Below are 22,888 nucleotides of genomic sequence, written 5' to 3' on the forward strand. Positions count from 1 at the left end.
ATGAAAAACTTTAGTTTAGTCATACTATTAGCTGCCATTGTAATGTCTTTCTCGTCAGTTTTTGTTGTACCTGAAGGGCAAAAAGCAATTGTTTTGTTATTCAGTAAAGTACAAAAAGACAGTGATGATCAAGCCATAGTGTACAGCCCCGGCTTACAATTTAAAGTACCATTTTTTAGCCAAGTACGTCGTATTGATGCACGTATTCAAACGCTTGATGGTACACCAGACCGCTTTGTAACGAGCGAGAAAAAAGACTTAATTGTTGACTCGTTTGTAAAATGGCGTGTTAACGACTTTAGTGCTTTTTACTTGCGTGCTCGTGGCGATAAGCAATATGCTGAAACGCTGCTAGAACAAAAAGTAAATAACGGTCTACGTACTAACTTTGGTACGCGTACTATTCGTGAAATAGTGTCGGGTGAGCGTAGCGAGTTAATGGAAGAGGCGTTAGTACAAGCTTCTGAAAGTGCCCGCGAGCTAGGTATTGAAGTACTTGACGTGCGTGTTAAGCAAATAAACCTACCACAAGAAGTAAGTAGCTCGATTTATCAGCGTATGCGTGCAGAGCGTACTGCGGTTGCTAAAGAGCATCGTTCAGAGGGTCAAGAAAAAGCCGAAACTATTCGTGCTGGCGTTGATCGTCGTGTAACGGTAATGCTTGCCGATGCTGAGCGTAATTCACGTACAGTACGTGGTCAAGGTGATGCAGATGCAGCAGCTATTTATGCTAATGCGTACAATAAAGATCCTGAGTTTTTTAGTTTTGTTCGTTCGTTAGAGGCGTATAAACAAACCTTTAAAAACAAGCAAGACGTAATGGTTCTTTCACCAGATAGCGACTTCTTTAAATATATGAAAGGTGCTACTGCACAATAAAGCTAACCAATATATTTAAATCTTAAAAGCCTCGCGTTAGTGGGGCTTTTTATTGAAACAGATTTAATGCATTAAACCACTGTTATCTATGTGGTTATTAGTTAATATTTATACATATAAATATACGAGCGGAAAATATAAGCTAAACGGGGTGAACTTTGGCTTTGTTTTCTGGTAAAATCTTGTCCTAATTTTTTTAAGTGAAGTTACAATGGGTAAAAACGTTGTTGTATTAGGCACCCAATGGGGTGACGAAGGTAAGGGTAAGGTAGTTGACCTCCTTACAGATAAAGCATCTTTAGTAGTTCGTTATCAAGGTGGGCACAATGCTGGCCATACCTTAGTGATCGACGGTGAAAAGACAGTTCTGCACCTTATTCCATCGGGTGTATTACGTGACAATGTTAAATGTGTGATTGGTAATGGTGTTGTATTATCACCAGAAGCGCTAATGAGAGAGATTGGCATGTTAGAAGCACGTGGCGTACCTGTACGCGAGCGTCTTTTAATCAGTGCTGCATGTCCATTAATTTTGCCTTTCCATGTTGCATTAGATGTAGCCCGTGAAACTGCACGTGGTGATAAGCCAATTGGTACAACTGGCCGTGGTATCGGTCCTGCGTACGAAGATAAAGTGGCACGTCGTGGTTTGCGCGTAGGGGATTTATTTAATCCTGAACTATTCGCAGCAAAACTAGAAGAAGTTCTTGAATACCATAACTTTACTTTAGTTAATTACTATAAAGTAGATGCTGTTGATTTTCAGAAAACCTTTGATGACGCAATGGCCGTTGCTGATATTTTAAAAGCGATGATTGTTGATGTTACTGAGCTTTTAGATCAAACGCGTTTAGCTGGCGACAACATTTTGTTTGAAGGCGCACAAGGTACGTTACTTGATATCGATCATGGTACTTACCCTTATGTAACGTCTTCTAACACTACAGCTGGTGGCGTTGCTACTGGTGCTGGTTTTGGCCCACTACACCTTGATTATGTGCTTGGTATTATTAAAGCATATACTACACGTGTTGGTTCAGGCCCTTTTCCTACAGAGCTTTACGACGGCCTTGATAAGCAAGACCCAGTTGGTAAGCACTTAGGCGATAAAGGCCATGAGTTTGGCGCAACCACTGGTCGACTTCGTCGTACTGGTTGGTTAGATGCCGTAGCAATGCGTCGTGCAGTGCAAATCAATAGTATTTCTGGTTTTTGTTTAACTAAGCTTGATGTTTTAGATGGCTTAGAAACACTTAAAATCTGTACTGGTTATAAGCTTGAAGATGGCACAGTTACTAACGTAACGCCATTAGCAGCTGAAGGTTACGAAAAAGTAACGCCAATATACGAAGAAATGCCTGGTTGGTCAGAAAATACTGTTGGTGTAACTAGCCTTGATGGTTTACCAAAAGCAGCGATTGATTACGTTAAGCGTATTGAGGAGCTCACTGGTGTTCCTGTTGATATTATTTCTACTGGTCCTGATCGTGTAGAAACTATGATACTTCGCAATCCGTTTGCGTAATATCAACTAGACATAAAAAAAGCTGCTTAATGCAGCTTTTTTTATGTCTAAAAATAACAATAGAGTATAAATAACCTGAGATCCGGATAATAAACTTATCTCAAGCAGCTATTTTCAGCGCTAACTGCGTTGAATTTACTTGCAATAGGCCAGCTATTGACGCATAAATTCGCCTTGTTTTCACTGAAAACCTCTGGCTAGAGAAAATAAAATTAAATATAACTATGATTCAATACGTTAGTAAATCTCTTAACCAGAGTTCAGGTTAAATATTAATCTTGGAACGATCTTTGTATAGTATTTAATAGGTTTATTTTTATAAGTGATAAAGATGCAGTTACTTTTTAGTCATTCAGTTTTGTTATTACCATTAATGACACTCTCTTTATTGATGAGCAGCAATAGCTTAGCAGAAGAAACGGCAGCAGCAGTGCCACTGTATACTGAGACTGAGTTAATTTCGCTAATTAATAAAAACACCCATTTAGCCCGGGTTAAGGCAGATGATTGCCAGTTAGTACAAGATATAGAAGCGCGAGCCAATAAAATGGCATTACCATCGTATCAGTTTTTATATGGCGATATGCTAGCCTATAACGTATGTGTTGATCGCGATGTAGAGTTAGGTGTGTACTATATGCAAAAAGCGGCTGAGCAGGGCTTAGCAGCGGCTTTAGAGCAGTTAGGGCGTTACTACGACATTGGGCGTTTGGTACAACAAGATAAAGCAATGGCAATCACTTATTTGCGTGAAGCGTCATCGCAGGGAAATTTAAAAGCGCAGTTTCGCTTAGTTAAGTTATTTAACCAAGGCTACGGCAGTCCACGCGACTTTGAAGATATGTATCGTTGGTTATTTAATGCCAAGGTTGCAGATGCCAATACACATAAAAAAATTGCGCGTTTATTAGCTCAGTTAGCCGAAAAAATGCCAGCCAGCGTTGTGGCTCGTGCTCGCCTACCTATGTAAGCATATTGATATACCAAAAATACACTAAAAAGGCCTAACTCTTGCGAGTTAGGCCTTTTTATTAGTTTTTAATAAAAGTGTTAACTTTCTTCTTTAGCTTTTGCTTGTGAATCTTTTAGTAGTGATATTTTAGCCGGTTGCAAAGCAACAATGCGCTCACCTTCTTGCGGTGGTTTTTCCATATCACTGGTAAAGGGTCTAAGTTTAACTGGCGCATCGTCATCGCCATCTTTATCCCCTTTGAGAATAAACAGTGGAATTGCCTCTGGGTTCATTTCTTGATATTGCTCCCAGCTAAACTCATCAGAAATACGGGTAGCACTTACTTTACCGCCTTTCGCTATCACACTGCTTAAGCGTGCATAAGAGCCGTTTTCACCAAATAAAATTTGGCGCGATAAGAAAGTCGCGCTGTCTTTATTCGCTTTAGCATGCGATGAAGATGAGCGTAGCGAAAACACATTTTTATCATTAAGTAAGTGAGAAAAATACTGTACACCTAGCGCATTGTGATGGCGATTTGGTGACAGTGCCAACACACTACGAATAGTTGTTAAAGGCAAGTAACGCTCAGCATGTTCAGATTGCGGATTACCGTAGTAACAAGGCAAGCCATCCATACGGGCCATTTTACAGTTTTCCCATGCAGGGTCAGATAAATGCACAGGAATATTTTGATCTTTTAAGCCACGCGCAATAGCACGCGATACATGGTTTGCACCAATAATTAAAATGGTACTTGGTGATGGTTGACGTACACCAAGCAGTTTAGCTAAAGGGATGGCAGTTAGGCTTTGCAGCACTACGGTAATAATAATAACGGTAAATATGAGCGGTACCATTTTTTCTGCATCAGCAACACCAGCTTCCATCATGCTCAGCGCAAATACAGAACCAACAGCTGCGGCAACAATACCGCGTGGCGCAATCCAAGCGAGTACTAAGCGTGACTTCATTGGTAGGTCAGTACCAAAAGTCGATATTGCAATACACACAGGGCGAGCTATAAATAGCACGATAGCTAAAAATATAAAAACGTCACTATCTAGCATCATTAAATCAGAGAGTTCTAATCTTGCTGCAAGTAAAATAAACAGTGTTGAGATTAAAATCATCGATAGATCTTCTTTAAACTCAAGCACCGAATCAATTTCTAAATCATCTTGGTTTGCAAGCCAAATACCAAATACAGTCACCGCTAATAAACCTGATTCATGGCTTAAGTGATTAGACACTGAAAAACTTATAAGCACTAGGGCTAAAATGCCAAACTTATGCAACTCAAATGGTAGCCACTCTCGGCGCATAAGTTGTGTAGTAAGCCAGCCTGCAACAACACCAATTGTTAAGCCTACACCTAAGGTTTTAACTAGCGCGATAATGGTATGGCTAAATATTTGACCTTCGCCAACTAACATCACGGCTTCGAAAACTAATACGGCAAAAAGAGCACCAATAGGGTCTATAACAATGCCTTCCCAGCGTAGTATTCGGTCGATGTCTTGAGTTGGTCGCATAGAGTTTAGCAAAGGGGCAATAACAGTAGGACCCGTTACAACAAGTACAGCGCCGAGCACAGCAGCTACCCGCCAGTTAAGCTCTAATAGCCAATAGGCACTAAAGCTAATAATTATACACGTAGTGAGCATACCAATAGAGCACAGGTTTCTGACTACTTTACTGATGCCTTTTAATTCTCTGAAGTGCAGGGTGAGAGAGCCTTCAAATAAAATAATAGCAACGCTGAGTGACACAACAGGAAAGAGTAAATCGCCTAAAAGCGCGTCAGGATCTAGTACGCCAGTAAATGGCCCTAATAATAGTCCTGTAAGCAATAAAAACAGAATAGCAGGGACTCTAAACGCCCATGCGACCCACTGGGCAAGCACGGAGCAAAGTGCGATACCGGCTATATAAATTGCTGACATAGAATAAGAATTCCTTGTGAATATGATAGATAAAAGTATAACTTATGTTAATTATAATACAGGGGTATACACGGATAAGTTAAATTTTGCTAATAGAATTTTAGCTGTTTATCAGATATTACGGGTTTTAAAGTCTGTTATTTTATCAGTAATTTTAATAAATACCCTACAAAAAGGATTTAACTTTTTGATAATTAATATAAAAACAGTTCGAAAAACAAGCTGCATTTTACTTAGTTTGAATTTTAACCTTGATTTTACCTGCAGTTTTAGCGTATTATGCTTCGTGTTCAAACAATTAGTTGTCTAATTAAGTGGTTATTTTAAAATAATAACTTATTAATATTAGAGTCACATTAAAGCGGTATAATACTGTTTTGTAGTGATTTAAGGGTTTGAGCAGTATAAATATCATTTACCGAACTCTTTGGTATGATTTTGCTAAACAAGTTTATTTAACTATTTAAATAAATAAAGGTTTGAGTTGAATTATTACCTTTCAATATTTAGCCCCCATCGTGGCGGTTAAATCTCGGTCCTTAAGTCATCACCCTATCTGTTGGTGTATCTGACTTAAGAGGCTCTATGTATGTTGTTAATAAAAAAGCCACACACAGCTTTTACAGCGATACATAAACAACACTTTTTAAATTTTTTGTTAGTACTATTCAACACCGTTGAGTTGTTGCTATTTAGTACTTGCGCTTAAATCTATAACAACAGTTTTAGATAGAGTCGCTTTGCGTGTGTAAAAAAGTGTTTTTAAATGATAAACCAAATTCGAAGCTATGTTTTAAACCTAGCTAACTAGTTTTAGCTCATCACATTGCATGAGCGCAAATAAAATGGAAAGTTGAACATTTATGAATAAGTTAAATTGGCGACGTATAGTACTTAAAGTAGGTAGTGCTTTAATTGCACCGGATCAAGATGGCTGCCGTTCACGTTACATATTAACTATTGCACAGTTTATTGTTCGCTGTCGTGCTCGTGGTATTGAAGTTATTTTAGTTTCGTCAGGCTCAGTTGCTGCGGGGGCACATTTGTTCCCATCAGATACAGCACGTTCAGTCGTGATGAAAAAAGCGATGGCTGCCGCAGGTCAAACAGAAATGATAGCAATGTGGGATAGGTTTTTTGACTTTCCATCAGCTCAATTATTATTAACCCACGGTGACTTACGTGATCATGAGCGCTATCAAAGTATTCGCGAAACTGTATTTACTTTGCTTGAGCACGGCGTGCTACCTATTATTAATGAAAATGATGCAGTAACAACCGATGATCTAAAAGTAGGTGATAACGATAACTTATCTGCTATGGTTGCAGCAGCAGCAGATGCAGACGCGCTGCTTATATTTTCAGATGTGGATGGGTTATATGATAAAAACCCTAACTTGCATGACGATGCTATTTTACTGCCTGAAATAAAATCAATTGATGACTCTATTTATGCTATGGCAGGATGTGCAACTAGCGCAGTTGGTACAGGCGGTATGAAAACCAAAATTGAAGCGGCCGAAAAAGCAACCTCACATGGGATTTCAACTTATATTATTAACGGCTTTAAAGAAGAGACATTTACGCGTTTACTTGCAGGTGAAAACCCGGGGACTATTTTCTTACCATACGAAAAACCAATGCAAGATTCTGTACATTGGATGACGCACACTGCAAATGAGCAGGGTGAAGTTGTTGTAGATGGCTCGTTTGATAAGTCACTCGAAGGCGAAACAGGCTGTATTCGTGGCGATGAAATAATGGCCGTGCATGGCGAGTTCGCAATTGGTGACACCATTTTGGTACGTAGTGAAGATGGTACGCGTTTAGCCAAAGCAACCGCAAATTATAGTAGCTGTTTGTTGAGCTTTATTGCTGACAACGAACAGAGTGAATTCAGCGAAAAAATGCAGGAATCAATAGGACCTGTTATATCTGAAAAACATATCGCATTATTGGAGAAGTCATGAGTTTAATTACGGATATTTCACGCCAGGCAGCAAAAGCTGCTCATCAGTTAGCGTTACTCGATACCGAGACAAAAAATAAAGTGCTATTGGACATGGCTGCAGCACTACGTGCAGAAAAAGCATTTATTATTAAAGAAAACGAAAGCGATTTAGCCGCGGCACGCGACAATAACTTAGCAGCAGCAATGGTTGACCGTTTAACGCTTAACGATGAACGTGTTGAAGCAATGGCTGAAGGCATCGAAGTGATAGTAAGCTTAGATGATCCGGTTGGTCAGCTACGCGATATTACCGAGCGTCCAAATGGCATTAAAATTCGTAAAATGCGCGTACCACTAGGCGTAGTTTGTATGATTTACGAAGCGCGCCCAAATGTAACCGCAGATGCGGGTGCATTGTGTTTTAAATCGGGTAATAGCGTTATTTTACGCGGCGGTAAAGAAGCACTAAAAAGCTCACAAGCAATTGCTAGCGTAATGCACAGCGTGCTAGCAAAGCATAATTTACCAGAGGCACTTATTTCGGTAATTCCTGACCCCGATCGTGGCTTATTAATGGAATTAATGCAGCAACGTGACAGCATTGATTTAATTATACCGCGTGGTGGTGAAGGGTTAATAAACTTTGTAACCGAAAACAGCACAATTCCAGTGATCCAACACTTTAAAGGTGTATGTCATTTATATGTTGATAAAGACGCCGACCTTGAAGTGGCAATTAACCTACTGCTTAATGGTAAAACGCAACGCACCGGCGTGTGTAATGCTTTAGAAGGCTTAGTTGTACATCAAGATATTGCCGATGAGTTTTTAAACTTGTGTGCGGTAGTGTTACGTCAAGAAGGCGTTAAAATTAATGCCGATAGCCAAGCAGCTACGTATTTTGACAATGCAACAGTATTGGGCGACGATGAATTTGGTGAAGAGTATTTAGATTTAGAAATAGCTATTCGCGTGGTTCCAAGTTTTGCGGCAGCTGTAGAGCACATAGCGCAATTTGGTTCGCACCATACAGAAGTAATTTGTACTAAAAACGCTGCTACGGCAGAGTTATTCCAACGTAGTGTTGATGCTTCGGTAGTAACTGTTAACGCTTCATCGCGTTTTTCAGACGGTTCACAACTGGGCTTAGGTGCCGAGATTGGTATTGCAACGTCTAAGCTACATGCCTACGGACCTATGGGCCTTGAGTCACTAACTACTGAAAAGTATTTAGTTAATGGCGACGGTCAGATCCGCGAATAAACTTAGTTTATTTCAGGACAAAACATATTATGAATTTCAAAAGCCGAGCTGCAGCTCGGCTTTTTTGTGCAATAAACTAACTTAGGCTCTACTTCGCTAGCCAGTAAAATTAAAAAGCGTGCAATAGCGTTAGCTATATGGCGTATATTTTGGGGTTTAAATACAGAGTGAAACTTAAGATAAAATAGCGATTAAATTGATGGCTTTGAGACAATACTAAAGAGGGAGTAGGAAAGTGGTGGAGCTAAGCAGGATCGAACTGCTGACCTCCTGCGTGCAAGGCAGGCGCTCTCCCAGCTGAGCTATAGCCCCACATTCCTAAATTTTACATATTACGTAAAAGCTTGATTGCTGATTCTCAAGCGGGACGAACTTTAAGATTTTTTATAAAATAGGTCAAGTATTTTTTCACTAATTTTACCGTTTAGATGAAATTTTGGTAGACTCAACAACAATATTCAGTAAAAAGACAATTAAAAATGAAAAAGTATGCCTTAGTACTGATGGTTTTGCTTGTTGGCTGTGCTAACTCAAGTGACGAGCAACCTTATGAAATAAATAATAAACAGTTTCATGAAAAACAAGATGAACAAGGAAATAAGCTATTTGCCTACGTAGTATCGGTAAAGGCTAAAAGCCGCCAGAACATTAATTTAGATAAAAAGTTTACCCGCAGTGACTTTGAGCGTTTTGCAGCGCAAGAGCATTTTGAAGAGTCGAGTATTTTAAAATTGCAGTTAGAAGATCAAGCTGTTGAATTGTTAAATACAGAGCTTGAAACACGCAATTATTGCCCCGCTAAGCATGAAATTAATGAGGTACTGTGGCGTGATTTAAGTGTGCAATTAAGAGGACGTTGTTTGTAGTATGTTAGCTGATAAAACAAAGTTAGCAGCGCTATTAGCGCAGTTAAATATTAATTATGAGGTGATAGAGCACCCACCATTACATGGCAGTTTAGATGCCGATGCCTTTATGGTGGAGCGCCCAGGTACACGACTTAAAAATTTATTTTTACGTGATAATGAAGGTAAGCGGCACTTTTTAGTTATAACCGCCCATGACAAGCAACTTGATTTAAAAGTATTGTCAAAACAACAAGGGTTATCGCGGTTAGGGTTTGCCTCAAGCGAGCGTTTAGCGCGCTATTTAAAAGTAGCACCTGGGTGTGTATCTATGCTTAGCCTAATGAACGACAAGCAAAACGAAGTAAGCGTTTGGCTAGATCAAGATATTTGGCAAGGTGAGCTATTTCATTGTCATCCGTTTGAAAACACCCAAACCTGGTTACTTAATAAAGCAGACTTAGAGCAGTTTTTTAACTTTACTGAGCATCAGCCTCGCGTAGTATTTTTACCTTCAAGGTAAGCCCATATAACCAGCATCAAGCCGCATAGGCAAACAGCCAATAAAGCTGCCATAAATGCGGTTTGCCCATGATGCTGGTATATCACCCCTGGTAATAACGACCCAAGTGCACCGCCGCTGTAATAAAACGATACATACCCGCCATTAGTAACACTCGGTGGTGCTTTACTTATTTTATTAACTAAGGGAGCGGCAGTTGAGTGAATCACAAACATAGCCCCGCAAAATAATGTAAATGCGGCTAAAAATACTATTAGCTGGTGGCTCATTAACATGACAATACTAACACTGTAAAACAAAAATATAGCCGTTAATAAATGCCATGGCGAGGGCGCTTTTTTAAGTAACCAAGGTGTTGTAATAGACGCTAAAGCGCCGATTAAATAACCACTGTAAACCAAGCCAATGTCGCGAGTATTAGTGATTAAAAAAGTATTTTGCAAAATAAAAGGTAAATAATTAAGTAAAGCGGCAAAGCAAAAAAACATACAAAATACCGCACCATACACTTTTAGCAGCGGCCCTTCACGCAGTTGTTTAATATAGTCTAGTGGTGAAAGTATTGATTTAACGTTATTACTTTTAAAGCGGGTATGGGGAATACTCCACGCAAGCAAAATGAGCATGGTGGCAATAAAATAATAAAAACTTTGCCAGTGCCATATATCGCTAAAAATAGCTGCCAGAACACGCCCAAAATAGCCGCCTACTATGGTGCTGCCAATGTAGATTGTCATATTTTTTTGCAGTGTATCGGCACTAAAACTCATGCCAATATAACTGGTCATGGCTGTTAATGCCGCTGGTAATATTAGGCCTTGTAAAAAGCGTACCAATAACAGCAGCTCAAAGGTGGGGGCGTAAACAAATAATAAACAGCATCCTCCCAATAACAACATAGCAATGCGTAATATAAATAAAGGATTACGTTTAGTTAAAAACAACCCATACACTAAAGGCGCAATAGCCAGTGGTAGCATAGCCGCAGTCATTAAGCTGCCAGCAACGGCGGGGGCAACACCAAACTCAACTGCAAATAGGCCAAGCAGTGGTTGTGGAGCGTAAAGTACAAAAAAAATAAATACAGAGCAAAGCAACAAGTGAGGTAGGCGCATTATTATAGCTTGGCGAGTAACTAATAGTTAAGTGGCAGTATATTAAAAATCCCTTGTGTTTGATAATCTAAAAACGAATACTTTAAGCGACTATTTGGTATGCCCATAAACAGTAATAAGTAATTGTTTACTAAAAAAGTCGCTATCTTTGCGCTAAATCATGGTGTTTTTATCGTCGTTTGTTAGATTAATGATGATAGCGCTGTTATTTGCCGGCATTGGTGATTAAAATAGTCTTAATATTAGTTTTTAGTGGAATAGAGCCATGGGGTCACTTCAAGAGCAATTGCTCCAAGCAGGATTAACAACATCGCATAAAGCTAAAGTTGCTAAATCAGAAAAGCGTAAGCAGCAAAAAAAGCAAAAAAAGGGTGCAACCAGTAACCCTAGCGATTTACAAAAGCATATTCAACAAACAAAACTTGAGCAGCAACAAAAAGCAGAAGAGCTTAACCAGGCACGCCAAGGTAGTTTAAAGCAGCGCGAGCAAAGTGCCCGTGTTAAACAAATTTTAGAACACCATAACCAAGAAGCAATACGTGGTGAGCGTACTTTTAACTTTACTTACGAAAACAAAGTAAAGAGCATTGAAGTAAACGAAAGAACGCAAAAAGCGTTATCGGGTGGTCGCTTAGCTATTTGTGTGCTCGAAGGCCGATTTTACGTATTAGAAGACGAACCGGCACGTAAAGTAGCTGAAGTAGATGAACATTATATTGTTTTTCATGTTGAGCCAGAAAGCAAAGTAAAAGATGAAGACGATCCATACGCCGATTTTGAAATACCAGATGATTTAACGTGGTAAATTTTAGTTAAGTGTAGACTCATTTAATTTTTGCTAAAGTTAACTTAAATGAGCTGTACATGTATTTGTTCTGATTGATCGTCAAATGCTATTAGTTACGTATGCTTTTTATAGTGTTGTTGACTACAATCACCAGAACAGTTTTTTAACCGTCAAAAAAGAAGAGTAAATACAATGAGCAAAATTAAAACACTTTTATTAGGCGCGGGTATTAGTTTAGCCGCAAGCTTGTCATTTAATGCAGCTGCTGCAGATGGTGCTGCACTTTACACTGCTAAAAACTGCCAAACGTGTCACGGCGCAGAAGGTAAGGCACCTATTATGGGCATGTACCCTAAATTAAATGGTCAAAATAAAGACTATTTAGTTGCACAAATGAAAGACATTAAATCAGGTGCGCGCAGTAATGGTATGTCTATGGCTATGAAAGCTATGGTAGCAACCGTAACAGATGAAGAGTTTGCTGCAATTGCTGATTACCTTGCAAACGTAAAATAATAAACGCAGTTAATTATTTTTATTAAAAAACAGCCACACCTAGTGTGGCTGTTTTATTTCCTGATTGCTATAACCTAAATACTAATTTAGACTTCTAAACATCTATTGCGCAATTGATCTTATGTGTATTTAAAGGCTTATTATGTTTGATTTACCCCAGCTCGATTTAAAAAATAAAGTATCAGCACAAGAATGGCAGCTACGAGTTGATCTAGCAGCCTGTTATAGGTTGGTGGATCATTTTCGTTGGGGCGATTTAATTTACACGCATTTATCGGCGCGGATACCGGGCAGTGATCATTACTTAGTGAACGCCTTTGGTTTAACCTTTGATGAAATCAGCGCTTCTAACTTAGTTAAAGTAGATTTAAGCGGCAATATTATTGACGACACGCCATTTAATATTAATCCAGCTGGCTTTACTATTCATAGCGCAATTCACGAAGTACGCGACGATGCGCATTGTGTGATTCATTTACACACGAAAGAAACCATAGCTGTTGCTACACAAAAAAATGGCTTATTGCCACTAAGTCAGTATTCCATGTTCTCTTTGCCGTCGCTTTCGTATCATGGTTACGAAGGGTTAGCGGTTAACGATGATGAACGAAAACGCTTACAAGATGATTTAGGCAATACTAACCATATGTTGTTAGTTAACCACGGTGGCTTAACAGTGGGGCCAACGGTGGGCGATGCTTTTATGCGCTTTTATGATTTACAGCGCGCCTGTGAAATACAGCTCGCTATTCAAGCCAGTTCGCAGCAGGCTATTAGCGTCCCGCAGCCTATAATCGACAATATTTATAATCAAGCAAATGTAGTGCACAGTGGTAGTACTGGCGGGCAGTTAGCGTGGCCAGCTATGCTGCGCAAAGCGTACCGACTTGATCCTAGTTTTGCAAAATAACCATTTAAAGGTTAATAAGGAATATTCATGAAAGTAAATCGCGTTGAAGTGTTTGATATTCATTGCCCAGATCGTCCTGCTTGGACTCCAGTATTTGTACGTATTCATACTGATGAAGGCATTAGTGGTGTGGGTGAAGCGGGCCTTGCATACGATTTAGGCCACAGCGCTGCTGCCGCTATGATCAAAGAAATGGCCGATGCATTTTTAATTGGCCACGACCCATTTCAAACCGAAAAGCTTTGGTCGCGTATGTTACGTGAAAGCTTTTGGGGTTTAGGTGGTGGGCCTGTTGTATATGCTGCAATGAGTGCGATTGATACTGCTCTGTGGGATATTAAAGGTAAAGCACTGGGTGTACCTGTGTATCAACTACTTGGTGGTAAGGTTAACGATAAATTACGCACTTATGCATCGCAACTACAGTTTGACTGGGATAGCGAGTTTAAAGCATTAGTGCAGCCACAAGAATACGCCGAAGCGGCTTTAAAAGCGGTTGCCGAAGGTTACGATGCAGTAAAAGTAGACCCAATTCAGTACGATAAAGACGGCAATACTTACTACGATCGCACTAATATTATTTCCCGTGCTGAAATGAAGTTGTACCGTGCGCGTATGCAAGCGATTCGTGAAGCGGTAGGCGACGAAGTTGATATTATTTTTGAATGCCATAGCTTACCAGGGGTGACTTCGGCAATTCAATTGGGCGAAATAGCGAAAGAATTCGATTGCATGTTTTTTGAAGAACCCGTTAACTATTTAAACCATTCATTGCATGCCAAAGTGGCTGATAAAGTAGCCGTGCCAATTGCTGGTGGTGAACGCTTGTATAACCGCTGGGGTGTACGCCCATACTTAGAAGATCAAAGTATTAATGTATTGCAACCCGATATTGGTTTATGTGGTGGTTTTACCGAAACGAAAAAAGTGTGTGACTACGCCGATATTTTTGATGTGCGCATTCAAGCGCATGTATGCGGCGGGCCAGTAGCGACTGCAGCTTCACTGCATTTAGAAACAGCCATTCCTAACTTTTTAATTCATGAGCATCATACTTATGCGATTAAAAAATGGAACCGTGAGTTGTGTCTGCAAGATCCTCAACCTAAAAATGGCTTTTTTCAAGTGTCGGAAGAGCCAGGTATTGGTATTGAATTAAACGATGAGATTGTAATGCGCTCGCAGCGTGTAGAAATTAAATAGTTTTAGCATACAGATTAAAAAGCCGCGTAGTGATAGCTCACTACGCGGCTTTTGCTATTTGGCGTTATTGTTATAGCTGATTAATTTTACACTGCACGCCTTTTAACTGCTGCGTTGCTTTGCTATCAAGATGGCGAACAAAGCATTGCTTGCCTTTAATCATTAACTCAAACTGGTCGGGCATATTAAGCTGCTTACCCATAATAGGATTACCCATAGAGTCTTTATGGTTGAGTTTATCGAGCGTCACAGTACTGTTAGTAGTAAATACATCATCGGCTAATTGCACTTGTGAGCTATGCAGTAAGCTGGCAATAGCATTAGCTACTGCTATGCTATTAGGTGTTACTAATAGCGCATGCTGCAGCTTAGGAGTTGGCTCAGCGCTTTGTGCTAAGCAGCCGCTGAGTGCGGTTGTTATAAATGCGATTACTGTAAGTCGGCGTACTTTCATGGTTTATCTCATGTTATCGCTAAGAATAGTATTTTGCTCAAGCAAGGTTTGAATTCGCGTATCTTTTACTTCAGGCGAATCAGTTGTAATAGCAGGTGCAAAACCTTGTTTACTGTTTATGGAGCTTGGCGCAGGGCAACTACCGGTATTTCGATAGTTAAGCGCTGTTTTAAGCAGTGCTTCATTGGCATTACCTAATGGCTGAGAAAAGTCATCGGCAAGCGCACAACCATTTAATAATACGGGTTGAAAAGCGTTATCAATAGTGTTTTTTGGCGCAAAGCCATCAGCATACTCGCCAAAACCTTTATTATTTATACCGCTAAACTGAATGGTAAAATAGGTGGTTGCGCAGTTATCGGTAGGATAAAAGCCATAAGGCTTGCCACAGGTACCAGAGCCTATCTGGATCACTTCAATGTCGGCGCCGCGCAGACCATTAATAATGGCTTCGCTTGCTGAACAGGTGCTGCTAGTCGTGAGAACAAATACGCGGTTTAGGTTTAATGTTGGCAGTGCGCTACCGGGCACAGTTGCAGGGTTATCAGCAAATCCCACAAACTGATTAGTAAACGGCATTGGGCTAAGTGTTTGCCCAGTTACCGGGTTGGTATTTGGATTTTTATCGTTAAAAACAGTACGCTCAAACACTTTTCCTTGGGTGTTCGCGCGGCCCGCAATCATATAGGCTACTTGGCTGGCCATTTGTAAAAAGCCGCCGCCGTTATAGCGTACGTCAATCACTAAGTCTTTAATGTTACTTGCTGCAAATTGGTTAAATGCATTGTAGAGCTGATCTTCAGCAATCGCATTATGGCTATTAAACTGAAAATAACCCACATCGCCATCGGCTAAGTCGGTACGCACATTGACTACCGGTTGCGAGGTAATATTTTGCGAGGTGAGTGTTACGGTACGGTTTTGGTTAGTATTTATGTCTTTAAATACAAACTCGGTCGTTTTACCTGTTTGCTCAGGAAACAAACTTGCACTAATAAGAGCAACTTCACTGCTGGAAGTCGTATTTACAAAATCAATGCCATCTACTGCAACAAGTTCAAAGCCACGAGCAAGGTTTTGATTACTCGCAGGTGTATTTGGCTCGGTATAGCTAATAACGGCTTGGCGTGGCGCGCTGCGAGCAAGTATTTTTATATTAAAGCCATAGCCATAGGTTACCCCTGATTGACTTTGGCGCTGCCACTCATCGGTAGGTAAGTTAAAGTGGTAGTTATCTTTTTTAGCGCCCGAATCGGTCAGTTCATTGGTTTTTAAGGTGTTAAAATAAGCAACTACGCCGCTTGTAAGCGCTGGATCGGTATCTATTATCTCATCGTACCAAAGGTAGGTTTCGTTACTCCACGAACGCAGCCAGTTTTTTTCATTACTTGCTTGGCATTGTCCTTTAAATTGGCTGGCACTGGCAAATACCCCTGCGCTCCAGCTATTGGTATTGCTATTAGGAGTAAGGCCCTCGCTATCGCTACCGCCACCACACCCAGATAAAACGCTAAGCAGTGCTAAGGAAGCGAGTGTTGTTGTTTTTTTGTCACGAATTTTAGAGTGCATATAAGAAGCTCTATTTTTAAACGATTAATTTAAATATAGCGGCTTTTATTTAGAGTTGATAGCAGTGTTTAGCGTTTTTATAGCTTAATTGCTGCCAAAGCGCTTGGTTACTACATAAGTTAAAGTGTGCCTGCCATAAGTCGTTATATTGGGTATTAATTTGGCAAACGGGGAAGTTACTCGCAAACATTATTCTTTGCTCGCCAAAGTGTTGCAAAATAATATTAAAGCACTGTGCTTGCTGCCCGCTATTGAGCTTAAGTAACTCAAATCCCGAAAACTTAATTGCAATGTTATGGTACTTGGCGAGTAATTTAATGCCTTGCTGCCACGCTGGCATATTGTGGGGTAAACCTGCGTGATTAAGTATAATTTGTAACTGTGGAAACTGTTTGGCGTATTGAGCAATTTGCTTAACTATAATATGGTTTTCAAGCTCAAACTGGGCTTCAAAATGTAATTTTAACTGCTGTAACGTTTCAAAGTTATTGTAGCAATTACTGCTGAGCAAACGTTTGGCGTCATCACCTTGGGTAATATCTCTAATGCCCGCTAAGCTTGGATGGGAAAGGTTACTGAGCGCATGGCTAAATAGCTGATTGCTTTGATCAATCTGGGCAAAACTAACGGCTTTGTAAGTAATGCCAGCCAAGTGCTTGGTGAGCCAGTTAAGCTCGTTTATAGGTGCGCTGTTATCAAACCCCGCCTCAATATGCACTAAGCCTGCAAGTTTAAAGTCGCAATCTTGCATTAATTGCGCAGCACTGATCGGCTGCTTTATTTTGTCTAAGTTAGGCCATGGCGGCGGGTTAGCGCCTTGTAACCAAGTATATTGCCCCTCAAGTAGATTAAAAAAATGCACATGGGGGTCAATAATAGCACTACTCATTGCGCTGTATAACCACCGTCAATACTTTGCAAGCTACCGGTGATAAAGCTTGCATCATTGCTGACTAAAAAATTCACTAAAGCGGCTACTTCATCAGCTTGGCCTAAACGGTTAAGTGGCTGCAATGCCGCCTCTTCGGCTACTGTTTGTGCTTTATTGGCACCACTGTTTTTACAGTAAGCGTCTATGGCGTTATGAAATAACGGTGTTTCTATAGTGCCAGGGCACACGGCATTAGCCCTAATATTAAAACTCGCGTAATCAAGCGCGGTGGTTTTTGCCATAGAAGCAAGGGCGTGTTTAGTCAGGTTATAAGCAAATGAATTTTTTTTACCTATAATTGCCTGATCTGAGGCTATAAGCACAATAGCGCCGTTGTTTTGGGTTTTCATTATTGGTAATACACTTTGCACTGCCGCATACGCGCCTTTTACATTAAGCGCAAATAGTGCATCGAGAGTTTGCTCATCGGTACTCTCTATGTTGGCGCTTAAATGTTTTCCTGCATTAGAAACAAGTACATCAATGCGCTGCGTTTGCTCAACTATGGCATTAATACAACGACGTAGAACAGTGACATCGCTTACATCACAATGATGAAACTCACCAAAGTTACTTGGTGTTATATCAAGGTTATGTACTTCATAGCCGCTTGCTAGTAAGCGCTGTACTACCGCTAAACCAATACCTTTGGTGCCGCCGGTAACAATAGCCACTTTTGACATACTTGCTCCTTTATTTGTTATTACTTTTTAATTAGTGAGAGTGACCACATCCGCCTGCTGCATGCACATGGCCGTGCGATACTTCTTCGCTGGTGGCTTCACGTACCGACACTACTTCAACATCAAAAGTCAGTGTTTTACCTGCAAATGGATGATTTAAATCACAATCGGCATTAAAGCGGCCTACTTTAATAATAGTTACCTGATGACGACCTTGATCCGAGCTTACCATTGCGGTCATGCCTGGTTTCCATACTTTAACTTTGCTTTGTGTTTGTAAATGCTTTAACGGAATGCGTTGTACTAAGTTATCAACACGTTCGCCGTATGACTCGCTTGGCGCTAATGTAACGCTAAACTTTTCGCCAGCGGCTTTGCCTTCCAGCGCATTTTCTAAACCAGGAAGCATGCCTTCGCTGCCATGAATATAAGTAAGAGGCGCTTCGTTAGTGCTGGTTTCTATTTGCTCACCGGCTTCGCTAAGGGTGTAATGAAATTCAACGGCTGAATTTTTACTAATTTGCATGCTTATCTCTTTAAATTTTGACTGTATTAGTTAGAGCGTAATTTTACGCGAAATATGTTTTTTTAGAAACTTAACGTGGCTGATTTAATGTTTTTTGTAGATCTAACAATAAATCTTTTTTAATTGTTGTTACTTGAGGCTTTTCGGCTTGAGGAATAAATAACACTAATTGAATACCTGGTTTGAGCATACTCGACGCCGACAGTTTATTCCATTTAGCTAGGTCACTATGCGGCACATTGTAAAGCTGACTAATGCTCCACAAGGTATCGCCTGGTTGCACTTCATAGTCTATTTCGAGTGTTGCAATTACCACTTCTTGATGCTCAAGGTAGGGGCTAATTTTATAATCAATAGTCAATGATTCCGGAAGTGTTTTGGGCTGGCCAACAAGTAATTTTTCACCAATGCCAATTAAGTTGTTTTGTTTATTATTAAGTTGCTTTAAGGTACTTAAAGGCATGCCAAAGCGCCTAGCAATACTGTAAAGCGTATCGTTTTGTTTAACTATGTACTCTCCAGCAAAGTTAGTTTTAAAAAACGAGCTGTTTAATAGTGCCTGTTGCTCAATTGGCAGTAATAACGTATGCGGACCATTGGGTGAACTTTGATTTTTTAAATACCCTTGATTAAGTGCATGTAGCTGCTTAGAGCCTACTCCAGAGAGCTTGGCAATGATTGAAAAATCAAATTGTTGGCCTACATTCATATGGGTGGTCAATGCTTTGTAAGCGAGCTTTGGGCGTTTAAAACCTTGTTGCGGGTGTTTAACTAAGTAGCTTAGTGCCAGTAACTTGGGTACATAATCGGCGGTTTCTTGAGGTAATTTTAGCGACCAGTAATCAGTGCTTTTACCGTGCTTTTTATTTTGTTTAATCGCGCGTTTAACTCGCCCTTCACCGCTATTATAAGCGGCGAGAGCGTGCAGCCAATTGCCATCAAAGCGTTTATATAAGTAACTTAAATACGCCAGTGCTGCGTCGGTGGCGGCAAGTACATCTTGGCGGCCGTCATACCATTGATCTGACTTAACCCCAAAATGATGTGCAGTTGCTCCTACCAGTTGCCATACGCCAACGGCTTGCTGCGATGAGTGTGCAGTGGGTCTAAATCCGCTCTCTACAAAAGGCAGCAGTGCTAACTCTATTGGTAGTTGCTGTTGTTCTACCTTTTTTACAATATGGTATAAATACGGAGCGGCTCGTTTGCTCATAACTTGCAGGTAATCGGGTTGCTGCAAATACCAATTAATACGCTTTTTCAGCGCTTTATTTTGTTCAATAGGAAAATGCAGATTATTAGCGATATGCTGCCATAAGTCAGTTGTTTTGGCCGGTGGCTTTATTATTTTATTTTTTGTATTTTTAGGCGGCGTTATGCGTAAGTTAGTTTTTGTGCTTTGCGGTGTTTTTAATTCACTAGGGGCGCTGTAACTTGGCTTAAAGTGAGTAAATATTTGCGGTGCTTCTATAGGCTCTGGCTTGGTGGTTTCACAGCCAAATAAAAAAACACCTAAACAAGCTAAAACCAAACTGCGCATAACATTCACTTCTATTAAAATCCTTTTACTATTTTAACACAGTCCGTTGTGTTGAGTTATTTTGCGTTTATCGCGCGAATTAATCCTGCTTGTAAAAATAAATTACTCGACTTGGCATTAAGCGACTCTTGCATGTAGGGTTTAATCGCGACATCAGGAAATGACAGCATTAACTGCTCTATTGTTTGCCCACTATTATTAGCTACATGCTCTGTAATGGCGGTTAAAAATGCGTGCGACTGCTGCAGTTGAGACTTATTAGTTAGTTCACCATGACCAGGAATTATAGTTTTTAGCACTGAGTCATTAATATATTGTTGTAGCAGTGCGCGCCAGCTGCTTAGCTCGCCGTGGCCAGGGTAGGGAAGCCAGTCAACAATATCTCCACCAATCAAAGTGCTGCCACTGTTAGTTGTAATGGTTAAATCGCCATTGGTATGTGCTTGGTGGGCGTTTAAAGTAATTTCAAAATTGCCTAAGTCTAATGTTTTATTGGTGTTTATGCTTATTTCAGGTGCATTGAGTTGATATTTTTGCCAGCGGAATAGGCGCTGTTTAGCGCGTTCTAACTTTGTGCGCCACTGGGCTTGCTCATTTTCGGGGAGTGTTGCTAAGCGTTGGTAGCTAAGCTCAATGCTTTTTTCGAATCCCTCTAGCTTATCGTTAAATGCTTGCTGATAAAGGGCAAAGTCAGTTTTTACTTGCTGATGGGTAATTAATTGCGCATCGGGGTAAAAGTGCTGCATTACAGCCATCCCCAGCAAATGATCGTCATGAAAATGAGTGGCCACTAAGTAACACAAAGGTGTTGTTAAGTGCTTTTTTAAATCGCTAGCAAGTTGTTCTACTGCAGCAAAGTTGCCGCTGGTATCTACTAACAGTGCGCATTTACTACCTTCAATTAATACTTGGTTTGAGTCGTAAAAACGTAGTTTATGCTGTTGTTTTAAAAATTGAATATTGGGACTTATTTTCTCCCACGTAACATCGGCGTTAGCATTGGCTGCAAAATAAAAAGAGTTAAGCAGTAGTAGGTACTTACTTAATTTAAATAAACGCAGGGCTGACTTCATATAACGCTCTCTATTATGGTTTAAAAGCTGCGTAATAAATAAAAGCGCTCTAGGCGCTTTTATTTATTATGTTTAGAGTCATTTGATAAGTGCTGACTCAACTTATCAATGAGTTGATCTTGGTGTTGCAGATCAACGGCTTTTATAGTCTTTGCTTCTAGCAATTCGTGGCTTAAATTTAAGGCTGCCATAAGTAGGGCATTTTGCTCATTTTTAACAGTAGAGCGTTGTTTCATTTGCTCAACTAAATCATTGAGATTTTTAGCTGCCGCTTTAAGTGCCTCTTCTTGCCCAGGTGGGCAAGCAAATTGCTGCTCTTTACCAAGCAATTCAACAGTGACTCGCTGGTTTTGCAGCTCAGACATTAGCTAGCCTGTTGTGCGCTTTGTAACTTATCAAGCAGGCCAGTTAAAGTAGTGCTGGCATCTTTTTGCTTTTCTTCGTTTTCAAGGGCTTCTAATTGCAAAAGCTCGTTGTCGTCAGCGAGTTTACTATTTTGTTCTTTTAAATTAGAAACATCAGCTTGTAATTGATTATTACGCTGAATTAATTGGTCGATCAGTTGTTCGAGTTGTTGAAGAGTGTTGTTATTCATAAAGGCGCTCATATAACTGTAATTAAGGTAATGCAAATGTAAAGCAAAGTTTGTTTATTTACCAGCATTTACGCTGGTTTTAGCTGATTTTTATTCTCTGTTAAGGGATAATTCAGTGTATTGGCTTTTTCATTCAGAAATGGTTCATTTTAATGGCCGCTTATCAGGGGATAGGTTGTCAAAGTACAGTGCTTATGGTTCACTGTTTTTATTAAATAGCGTATGGCGAAAATAAATAATGCTTAGTTACAGACACTCATTTCATGCCGGAAACCCTGCCGATGTACTTAAACATTTAGTGTTAGCACAAGTGTTAGGTTACCAAACTTTAAAAGATAAGCCACTGGATTATATAGACACTCATTCGGGTGCGGGCTTTTTCGAATTAGCAGCGGCCGATGCACAAAAAACACAAGAGTATCAAGACGGCATTGAAAAACTGTGGCAACACACTAGTAAACACTCAGCTTTAAACGACTATATTGCACTGATCAAATCGTTTAACCAAACAGCCAATTTAGAGTTTTATCCGGGTTCGCCAAAAATTGCGGAACACTTTTTACGCCGCCAAGATAAAGGCTGGTTTTTTGAGCTGCACCCACGTGATTTGTTATTACTAGAGGAGAACATGCAAGGGAAGCGTTCGATTCGAGTACGTGGCGAAAATGGTTTTGCTGGTTTGGTTGGCTTATTACCCCCTGCATCGCGTAGAGCCTGCGTGTTAATAGACCCACCTTATGAAGTCAAAGACGATTACGACACTGTTATTACTACGTTGATGCAAGCGTACCAGCGCTTTGCTACCGGCACATACATGATTTGGTATCCTGTTGTTGACCGCAGCCGCATTGACAACATGGAGCAAGACCTAATTGACTCTGGCATGCGTAATATTCAATTATTTGAGCTAGCTACCAAAGCCGATACCGACGTGCATGGCATGACTGCCTCGGGGATGATAGTAATTAATCCACCGTGGAAATTAAAACAGGTTATGGATGAGGTGTTGCCAGAGCTGGTGAGTATATTGAGTGAATCAAGTGGTTTTTATCGCAGCGAGCAGTTAGTCGCAGAGTAACCCACATAGCAAAATGCCCAGTTA

The 22,888-nt window shown here is 40.3% G+C and carries 23 protein-coding genes and 1 tRNA gene; 12 read left to right on the plus strand and 12 right to left on the minus strand.

What is annotated here, in order from left to right; genetic code table 11:
• The 3 genes from hflC to AAEZ22_RS11050 all read left to right on the plus strand — a co-directional run bounded on the left by hflC (nucleotide 1) and on the right by AAEZ22_RS11050 (nucleotide 3,374).
• Entirely contained in the window at nucleotides 1–879 is an 879-nt protein-coding gene (hflC, locus tag AAEZ22_RS11040) for a protease modulator HflC (protein WP_011326987.1), read from the plus strand.
• Between the two features lie 211 nt (nucleotides 880–1,090).
• Nucleotides 1,091–2,404 carry an adenylosuccinate synthase gene (locus AAEZ22_RS11045; RefSeq protein WP_011326988.1) on the plus strand — a complete coding sequence of 438 codons (1,314 nt, stop codon included), beginning with the start codon at nucleotides 1,091–1,093 and terminating at the stop codon, nucleotides 2,402–2,404.
• A gap of 331 nt (nucleotides 2,405–2,735) precedes the next feature.
• Entirely contained in the window at nucleotides 2,736–3,374 is a 639-nt protein-coding gene (locus AAEZ22_RS11050; protein ID WP_086994853.1) for a tetratricopeptide repeat protein, read from the plus strand.
• A gap of 80 nt (nucleotides 3,375–3,454) precedes the next feature.
• On the opposite strand, the gene AAEZ22_RS11055 is transcribed toward AAEZ22_RS11050, so the two are convergent.
• A complete protein-coding gene (locus AAEZ22_RS11055; protein WP_058372400.1) occupies nucleotides 3,455–5,302 on the minus strand; it encodes a cation:proton antiporter in 1,848 nt (615 codons plus the stop codon).
• A gap of 863 nt (nucleotides 5,303–6,165) precedes the next feature.
• Between AAEZ22_RS11055 and proB the strand changes: the two genes are divergently transcribed.
• Together proB and AAEZ22_RS11065 are read left to right on the plus strand one after the other, a co-directional pair.
• Nucleotides 6,166–7,272 carry a glutamate 5-kinase gene (proB, locus tag AAEZ22_RS11060; protein ID WP_352297242.1) on the plus strand — a complete coding sequence of 369 codons (1,107 nt, stop codon included), beginning with the start codon at nucleotides 6,166–6,168 and terminating at the stop codon, nucleotides 7,270–7,272.
• The gene (locus AAEZ22_RS11065) at nucleotides 7,269–8,516 is read left to right on the plus strand and encodes a glutamate-5-semialdehyde dehydrogenase (protein ID WP_086994847.1); all 1,248 of its coding nucleotides are present in this window, start codon (nucleotides 7,269–7,271) and stop codon (nucleotides 8,514–8,516) included. The genes proB and AAEZ22_RS11065 overlap by 4 nt, the downstream gene beginning before the upstream one ends.
• Before the next feature lie 236 nt (nucleotides 8,517–8,752).
• Here the strand turns inward: AAEZ22_RS11065 and AAEZ22_RS11070 are convergent.
• Nucleotides 8,753–8,828: transfer RNA gene (locus AAEZ22_RS11070), tRNA-Ala, on the minus strand.
• Between the two features lie 167 nt (nucleotides 8,829–8,995).
• On the opposite strand from AAEZ22_RS11070, the gene AAEZ22_RS11075 reads away from it, so the two are divergent.
• Nucleotides 8,996–9,382, plus strand: coding sequence for a hypothetical protein (locus AAEZ22_RS11075; protein WP_352297245.1), 387 nt, complete (start codon nucleotides 8,996–8,998; stop codon nucleotides 9,380–9,382).
• A gap of 1 nt (nucleotide 9,383) precedes the next feature.
• Nucleotides 9,384–9,884, plus strand: a complete 501-nt coding sequence (locus AAEZ22_RS11080; RefSeq protein WP_011326995.1) for a prolyl-tRNA synthetase associated domain-containing protein — start codon at nucleotides 9,384–9,386, stop codon at nucleotides 9,882–9,884.
• On the opposite strand, the gene AAEZ22_RS11085 is transcribed toward AAEZ22_RS11080, so the two are convergent.
• Nucleotides 9,851–10,999, minus strand: a complete 1,149-nt coding sequence (locus tag AAEZ22_RS11085) for an MFS transporter (RefSeq protein WP_352297248.1) — start codon at nucleotides 10,997–10,999, stop codon at nucleotides 9,851–9,853. The two genes, AAEZ22_RS11080 and AAEZ22_RS11085, sit on opposite strands and share 34 nt — an antisense overlap.
• 265 nt (nucleotides 11,000–11,264) lie before the next feature.
• Here AAEZ22_RS11085 and AAEZ22_RS11090 point away from each other — a divergent pair, with 265 nt between their 5' ends.
• From AAEZ22_RS11090 to AAEZ22_RS11105, 4 genes are all read left to right on the plus strand, one after another.
• Entirely contained in the window at nucleotides 11,265–11,804 is a 540-nt protein-coding gene (locus tag AAEZ22_RS11090; protein ID WP_011326997.1) for a DUF2058 domain-containing protein, read from the plus strand.
• A gap of 174 nt (nucleotides 11,805–11,978) precedes the next feature.
• The gene (locus tag AAEZ22_RS11095) at nucleotides 11,979–12,302 is read left to right on the plus strand and encodes a c-type cytochrome (RefSeq protein WP_011326998.1); all 324 of its coding nucleotides are present in this window, start codon (nucleotides 11,979–11,981) and stop codon (nucleotides 12,300–12,302) included.
• Between the two features lie 142 nt (nucleotides 12,303–12,444).
• On the plus strand, nucleotides 12,445–13,212 hold the full coding sequence (locus tag AAEZ22_RS11100) for a class II aldolase/adducin family protein (protein WP_011326999.1): 768 nt from the start codon (nucleotides 12,445–12,447) through the stop codon (nucleotides 13,210–13,212).
• Nucleotides 13,213–13,239: 27 nt separating this feature from the next.
• Entirely contained in the window at nucleotides 13,240–14,415 is a 1,176-nt protein-coding gene (locus AAEZ22_RS11105) for a mandelate racemase/muconate lactonizing enzyme family protein (protein ID WP_011327000.1), read from the plus strand.
• 70 nt (nucleotides 14,416–14,485) lie between these two features.
• Here the strand turns inward: AAEZ22_RS11105 and AAEZ22_RS11110 are convergent, their stop codons facing one another.
• The 9 genes from AAEZ22_RS11110 to AAEZ22_RS11150 form a co-directional block, all read right to left on the minus strand.
• Nucleotides 14,486–14,869, minus strand: coding sequence for a hypothetical protein (locus AAEZ22_RS11110; protein WP_011327001.1), 384 nt, complete (start codon nucleotides 14,867–14,869; stop codon nucleotides 14,486–14,488).
• A gap of 3 nt (nucleotides 14,870–14,872) precedes the next feature.
• Nucleotides 14,873–16,438 carry a S41 family peptidase gene (locus AAEZ22_RS11115; RefSeq protein WP_193038832.1) on the minus strand — a complete coding sequence of 522 codons (1,566 nt, stop codon included), beginning with the start codon at nucleotides 16,436–16,438 and terminating at the stop codon, nucleotides 14,873–14,875.
• A 49-nt stretch (nucleotides 16,439–16,487) separates the two neighbouring features.
• The gene (locus AAEZ22_RS11120; RefSeq protein WP_179807607.1) at nucleotides 16,488–17,327 is read right to left on the minus strand and encodes an amidohydrolase family protein; all 840 of its coding nucleotides are present in this window, start codon (nucleotides 17,325–17,327) and stop codon (nucleotides 16,488–16,490) included.
• Entirely contained in the window at nucleotides 17,324–18,052 is a 729-nt protein-coding gene (locus AAEZ22_RS11125) for an SDR family NAD(P)-dependent oxidoreductase (RefSeq protein ID WP_352297251.1), read from the minus strand. Before AAEZ22_RS11125 ends, AAEZ22_RS11120 begins: the two co-directional genes overlap by 4 nt.
• Before the next feature lie 31 nt (nucleotides 18,053–18,083).
• Nucleotides 18,084–18,578, minus strand: a complete 495-nt coding sequence (locus AAEZ22_RS11130; protein ID WP_011327005.1) for an FKBP-type peptidyl-prolyl cis-trans isomerase — start codon at nucleotides 18,576–18,578, stop codon at nucleotides 18,084–18,086.
• 70 nt (nucleotides 18,579–18,648) lie between these two features.
• Complete coding sequence (locus AAEZ22_RS11135) at nucleotides 18,649–20,118, minus strand: transglycosylase SLT domain-containing protein (protein ID WP_179807609.1); 1,470 nt, start codon at nucleotides 20,116–20,118, stop codon at nucleotides 18,649–18,651.
• A gap of 56 nt (nucleotides 20,119–20,174) precedes the next feature.
• Nucleotides 20,175–21,191, minus strand: coding sequence for an MBL fold metallo-hydrolase (locus tag AAEZ22_RS11140; protein WP_011327007.1), 1,017 nt, complete (start codon nucleotides 21,189–21,191; stop codon nucleotides 20,175–20,177).
• A 59-nt stretch (nucleotides 21,192–21,250) separates the two neighbouring features.
• Complete coding sequence (locus AAEZ22_RS11145) at nucleotides 21,251–21,556, minus strand: cell division protein ZapA (RefSeq protein WP_011327008.1); 306 nt, start codon at nucleotides 21,554–21,556, stop codon at nucleotides 21,251–21,253.
• Nucleotides 21,556–21,786, minus strand: coding sequence for a cell division protein ZapB (locus AAEZ22_RS11150; protein ID WP_352297254.1), 231 nt, complete (start codon nucleotides 21,784–21,786; stop codon nucleotides 21,556–21,558). Before AAEZ22_RS11150 ends, AAEZ22_RS11145 begins: the two co-directional genes overlap by 1 nt.
• A 238-nt stretch (nucleotides 21,787–22,024) precedes the next feature.
• On the opposite strand from AAEZ22_RS11150, the gene AAEZ22_RS11155 reads away from it, so the two are divergent.
• Complete coding sequence (locus tag AAEZ22_RS11155) at nucleotides 22,025–22,864, plus strand: 23S rRNA (adenine(2030)-N(6))-methyltransferase RlmJ (RefSeq protein WP_011327011.1); 840 nt, start codon at nucleotides 22,025–22,027, stop codon at nucleotides 22,862–22,864.
• Nucleotides 22,865–22,888 lie beyond the last annotated feature (24 nt).

Source organism: Pseudoalteromonas sp. 20-MNA-CIBAN-0454, from assembly GCF_040308685.1.
In the GTDB taxonomy this organism is placed as follows: domain Bacteria; phylum Pseudomonadota; class Gammaproteobacteria; order Enterobacterales; family Alteromonadaceae; genus Pseudoalteromonas; species Pseudoalteromonas nigrifaciens.

Bases quoted from the DNA above. Each gene is read 5' to 3' on its own strand.
- hflC (WP_011326987.1), top strand. From the start codon at position 1: ATGAAAAACTTTAGTTTAGTCATACTATTAGCTGCCATTGTAATGTCT.
- AAEZ22_RS11045 (WP_011326988.1), top strand. From the start codon at position 1,091: ATGGGTAAAAACGTTGTTGTATTAGGCACCCAATGGGGTGACGAAGGT.
- AAEZ22_RS11050 (WP_086994853.1), top strand. From the start codon at position 2,736: ATGCAGTTACTTTTTAGTCATTCAGTTTTGTTATTACCATTAATGACA.
- AAEZ22_RS11055 (WP_058372400.1), bottom strand. From the start codon at position 5,302: ATGTCAGCAATTTATATAGCCGGTATCGCACTTTGCTCCGTGCTTGCC.
- proB (WP_352297242.1), top strand. From the start codon at position 6,166: ATGAATAAGTTAAATTGGCGACGTATAGTACTTAAAGTAGGTAGTGCT.
- AAEZ22_RS11065 (WP_086994847.1), top strand. From the start codon at position 7,269: ATGAGTTTAATTACGGATATTTCACGCCAGGCAGCAAAAGCTGCTCAT.
- AAEZ22_RS11075 (WP_352297245.1), top strand. From the start codon at position 8,996: ATGAAAAAGTATGCCTTAGTACTGATGGTTTTGCTTGTTGGCTGTGCT.
- AAEZ22_RS11080 (WP_011326995.1), top strand. From the start codon at position 9,384: ATGTTAGCTGATAAAACAAAGTTAGCAGCGCTATTAGCGCAGTTAAAT.
- AAEZ22_RS11085 (WP_352297248.1), bottom strand. From the start codon at position 10,999: ATGCGCCTACCTCACTTGTTGCTTTGCTCTGTATTTATTTTTTTTGTA.
- AAEZ22_RS11090 (WP_011326997.1), top strand. From the start codon at position 11,265: ATGGGGTCACTTCAAGAGCAATTGCTCCAAGCAGGATTAACAACATCG.
- AAEZ22_RS11095 (WP_011326998.1), top strand. From the start codon at position 11,979: ATGAGCAAAATTAAAACACTTTTATTAGGCGCGGGTATTAGTTTAGCC.
- AAEZ22_RS11100 (WP_011326999.1), top strand. From the start codon at position 12,445: ATGTTTGATTTACCCCAGCTCGATTTAAAAAATAAAGTATCAGCACAA.
- AAEZ22_RS11105 (WP_011327000.1), top strand. From the start codon at position 13,240: ATGAAAGTAAATCGCGTTGAAGTGTTTGATATTCATTGCCCAGATCGT.
- AAEZ22_RS11110 (WP_011327001.1), bottom strand. From the start codon at position 14,869: ATGAAAGTACGCCGACTTACAGTAATCGCATTTATAACAACCGCACTC.
- AAEZ22_RS11115 (WP_193038832.1), bottom strand. From the start codon at position 16,438: ATGCACTCTAAAATTCGTGACAAAAAAACAACAACACTCGCTTCCTTA.
- AAEZ22_RS11120 (WP_179807607.1), bottom strand. From the start codon at position 17,327: ATGAGTAGTGCTATTATTGACCCCCATGTGCATTTTTTTAATCTACTT.
- AAEZ22_RS11125 (WP_352297251.1), bottom strand. From the start codon at position 18,052: ATGTCAAAAGTGGCTATTGTTACCGGCGGCACCAAAGGTATTGGTTTA.
- AAEZ22_RS11130 (WP_011327005.1), bottom strand. From the start codon at position 18,578: ATGCAAATTAGTAAAAATTCAGCCGTTGAATTTCATTACACCCTTAGC.
- AAEZ22_RS11135 (WP_179807609.1), bottom strand. From the start codon at position 20,118: ATGCGCAGTTTGGTTTTAGCTTGTTTAGGTGTTTTTTTATTTGGCTGT.
- AAEZ22_RS11140 (WP_011327007.1), bottom strand. From the start codon at position 21,191: ATGAAGTCAGCCCTGCGTTTATTTAAATTAAGTAAGTACCTACTACTG.
- AAEZ22_RS11145 (WP_011327008.1), bottom strand. From the start codon at position 21,556: ATGTCTGAGCTGCAAAACCAGCGAGTCACTGTTGAATTGCTTGGTAAA.
- AAEZ22_RS11150 (WP_352297254.1), bottom strand. From the start codon at position 21,786: ATGAATAACAACACTCTTCAACAACTCGAACAACTGATCGACCAATTA.
- AAEZ22_RS11155 (WP_011327011.1), top strand. From the start codon at position 22,025: ATGCTTAGTTACAGACACTCATTTCATGCCGGAAACCCTGCCGATGTA.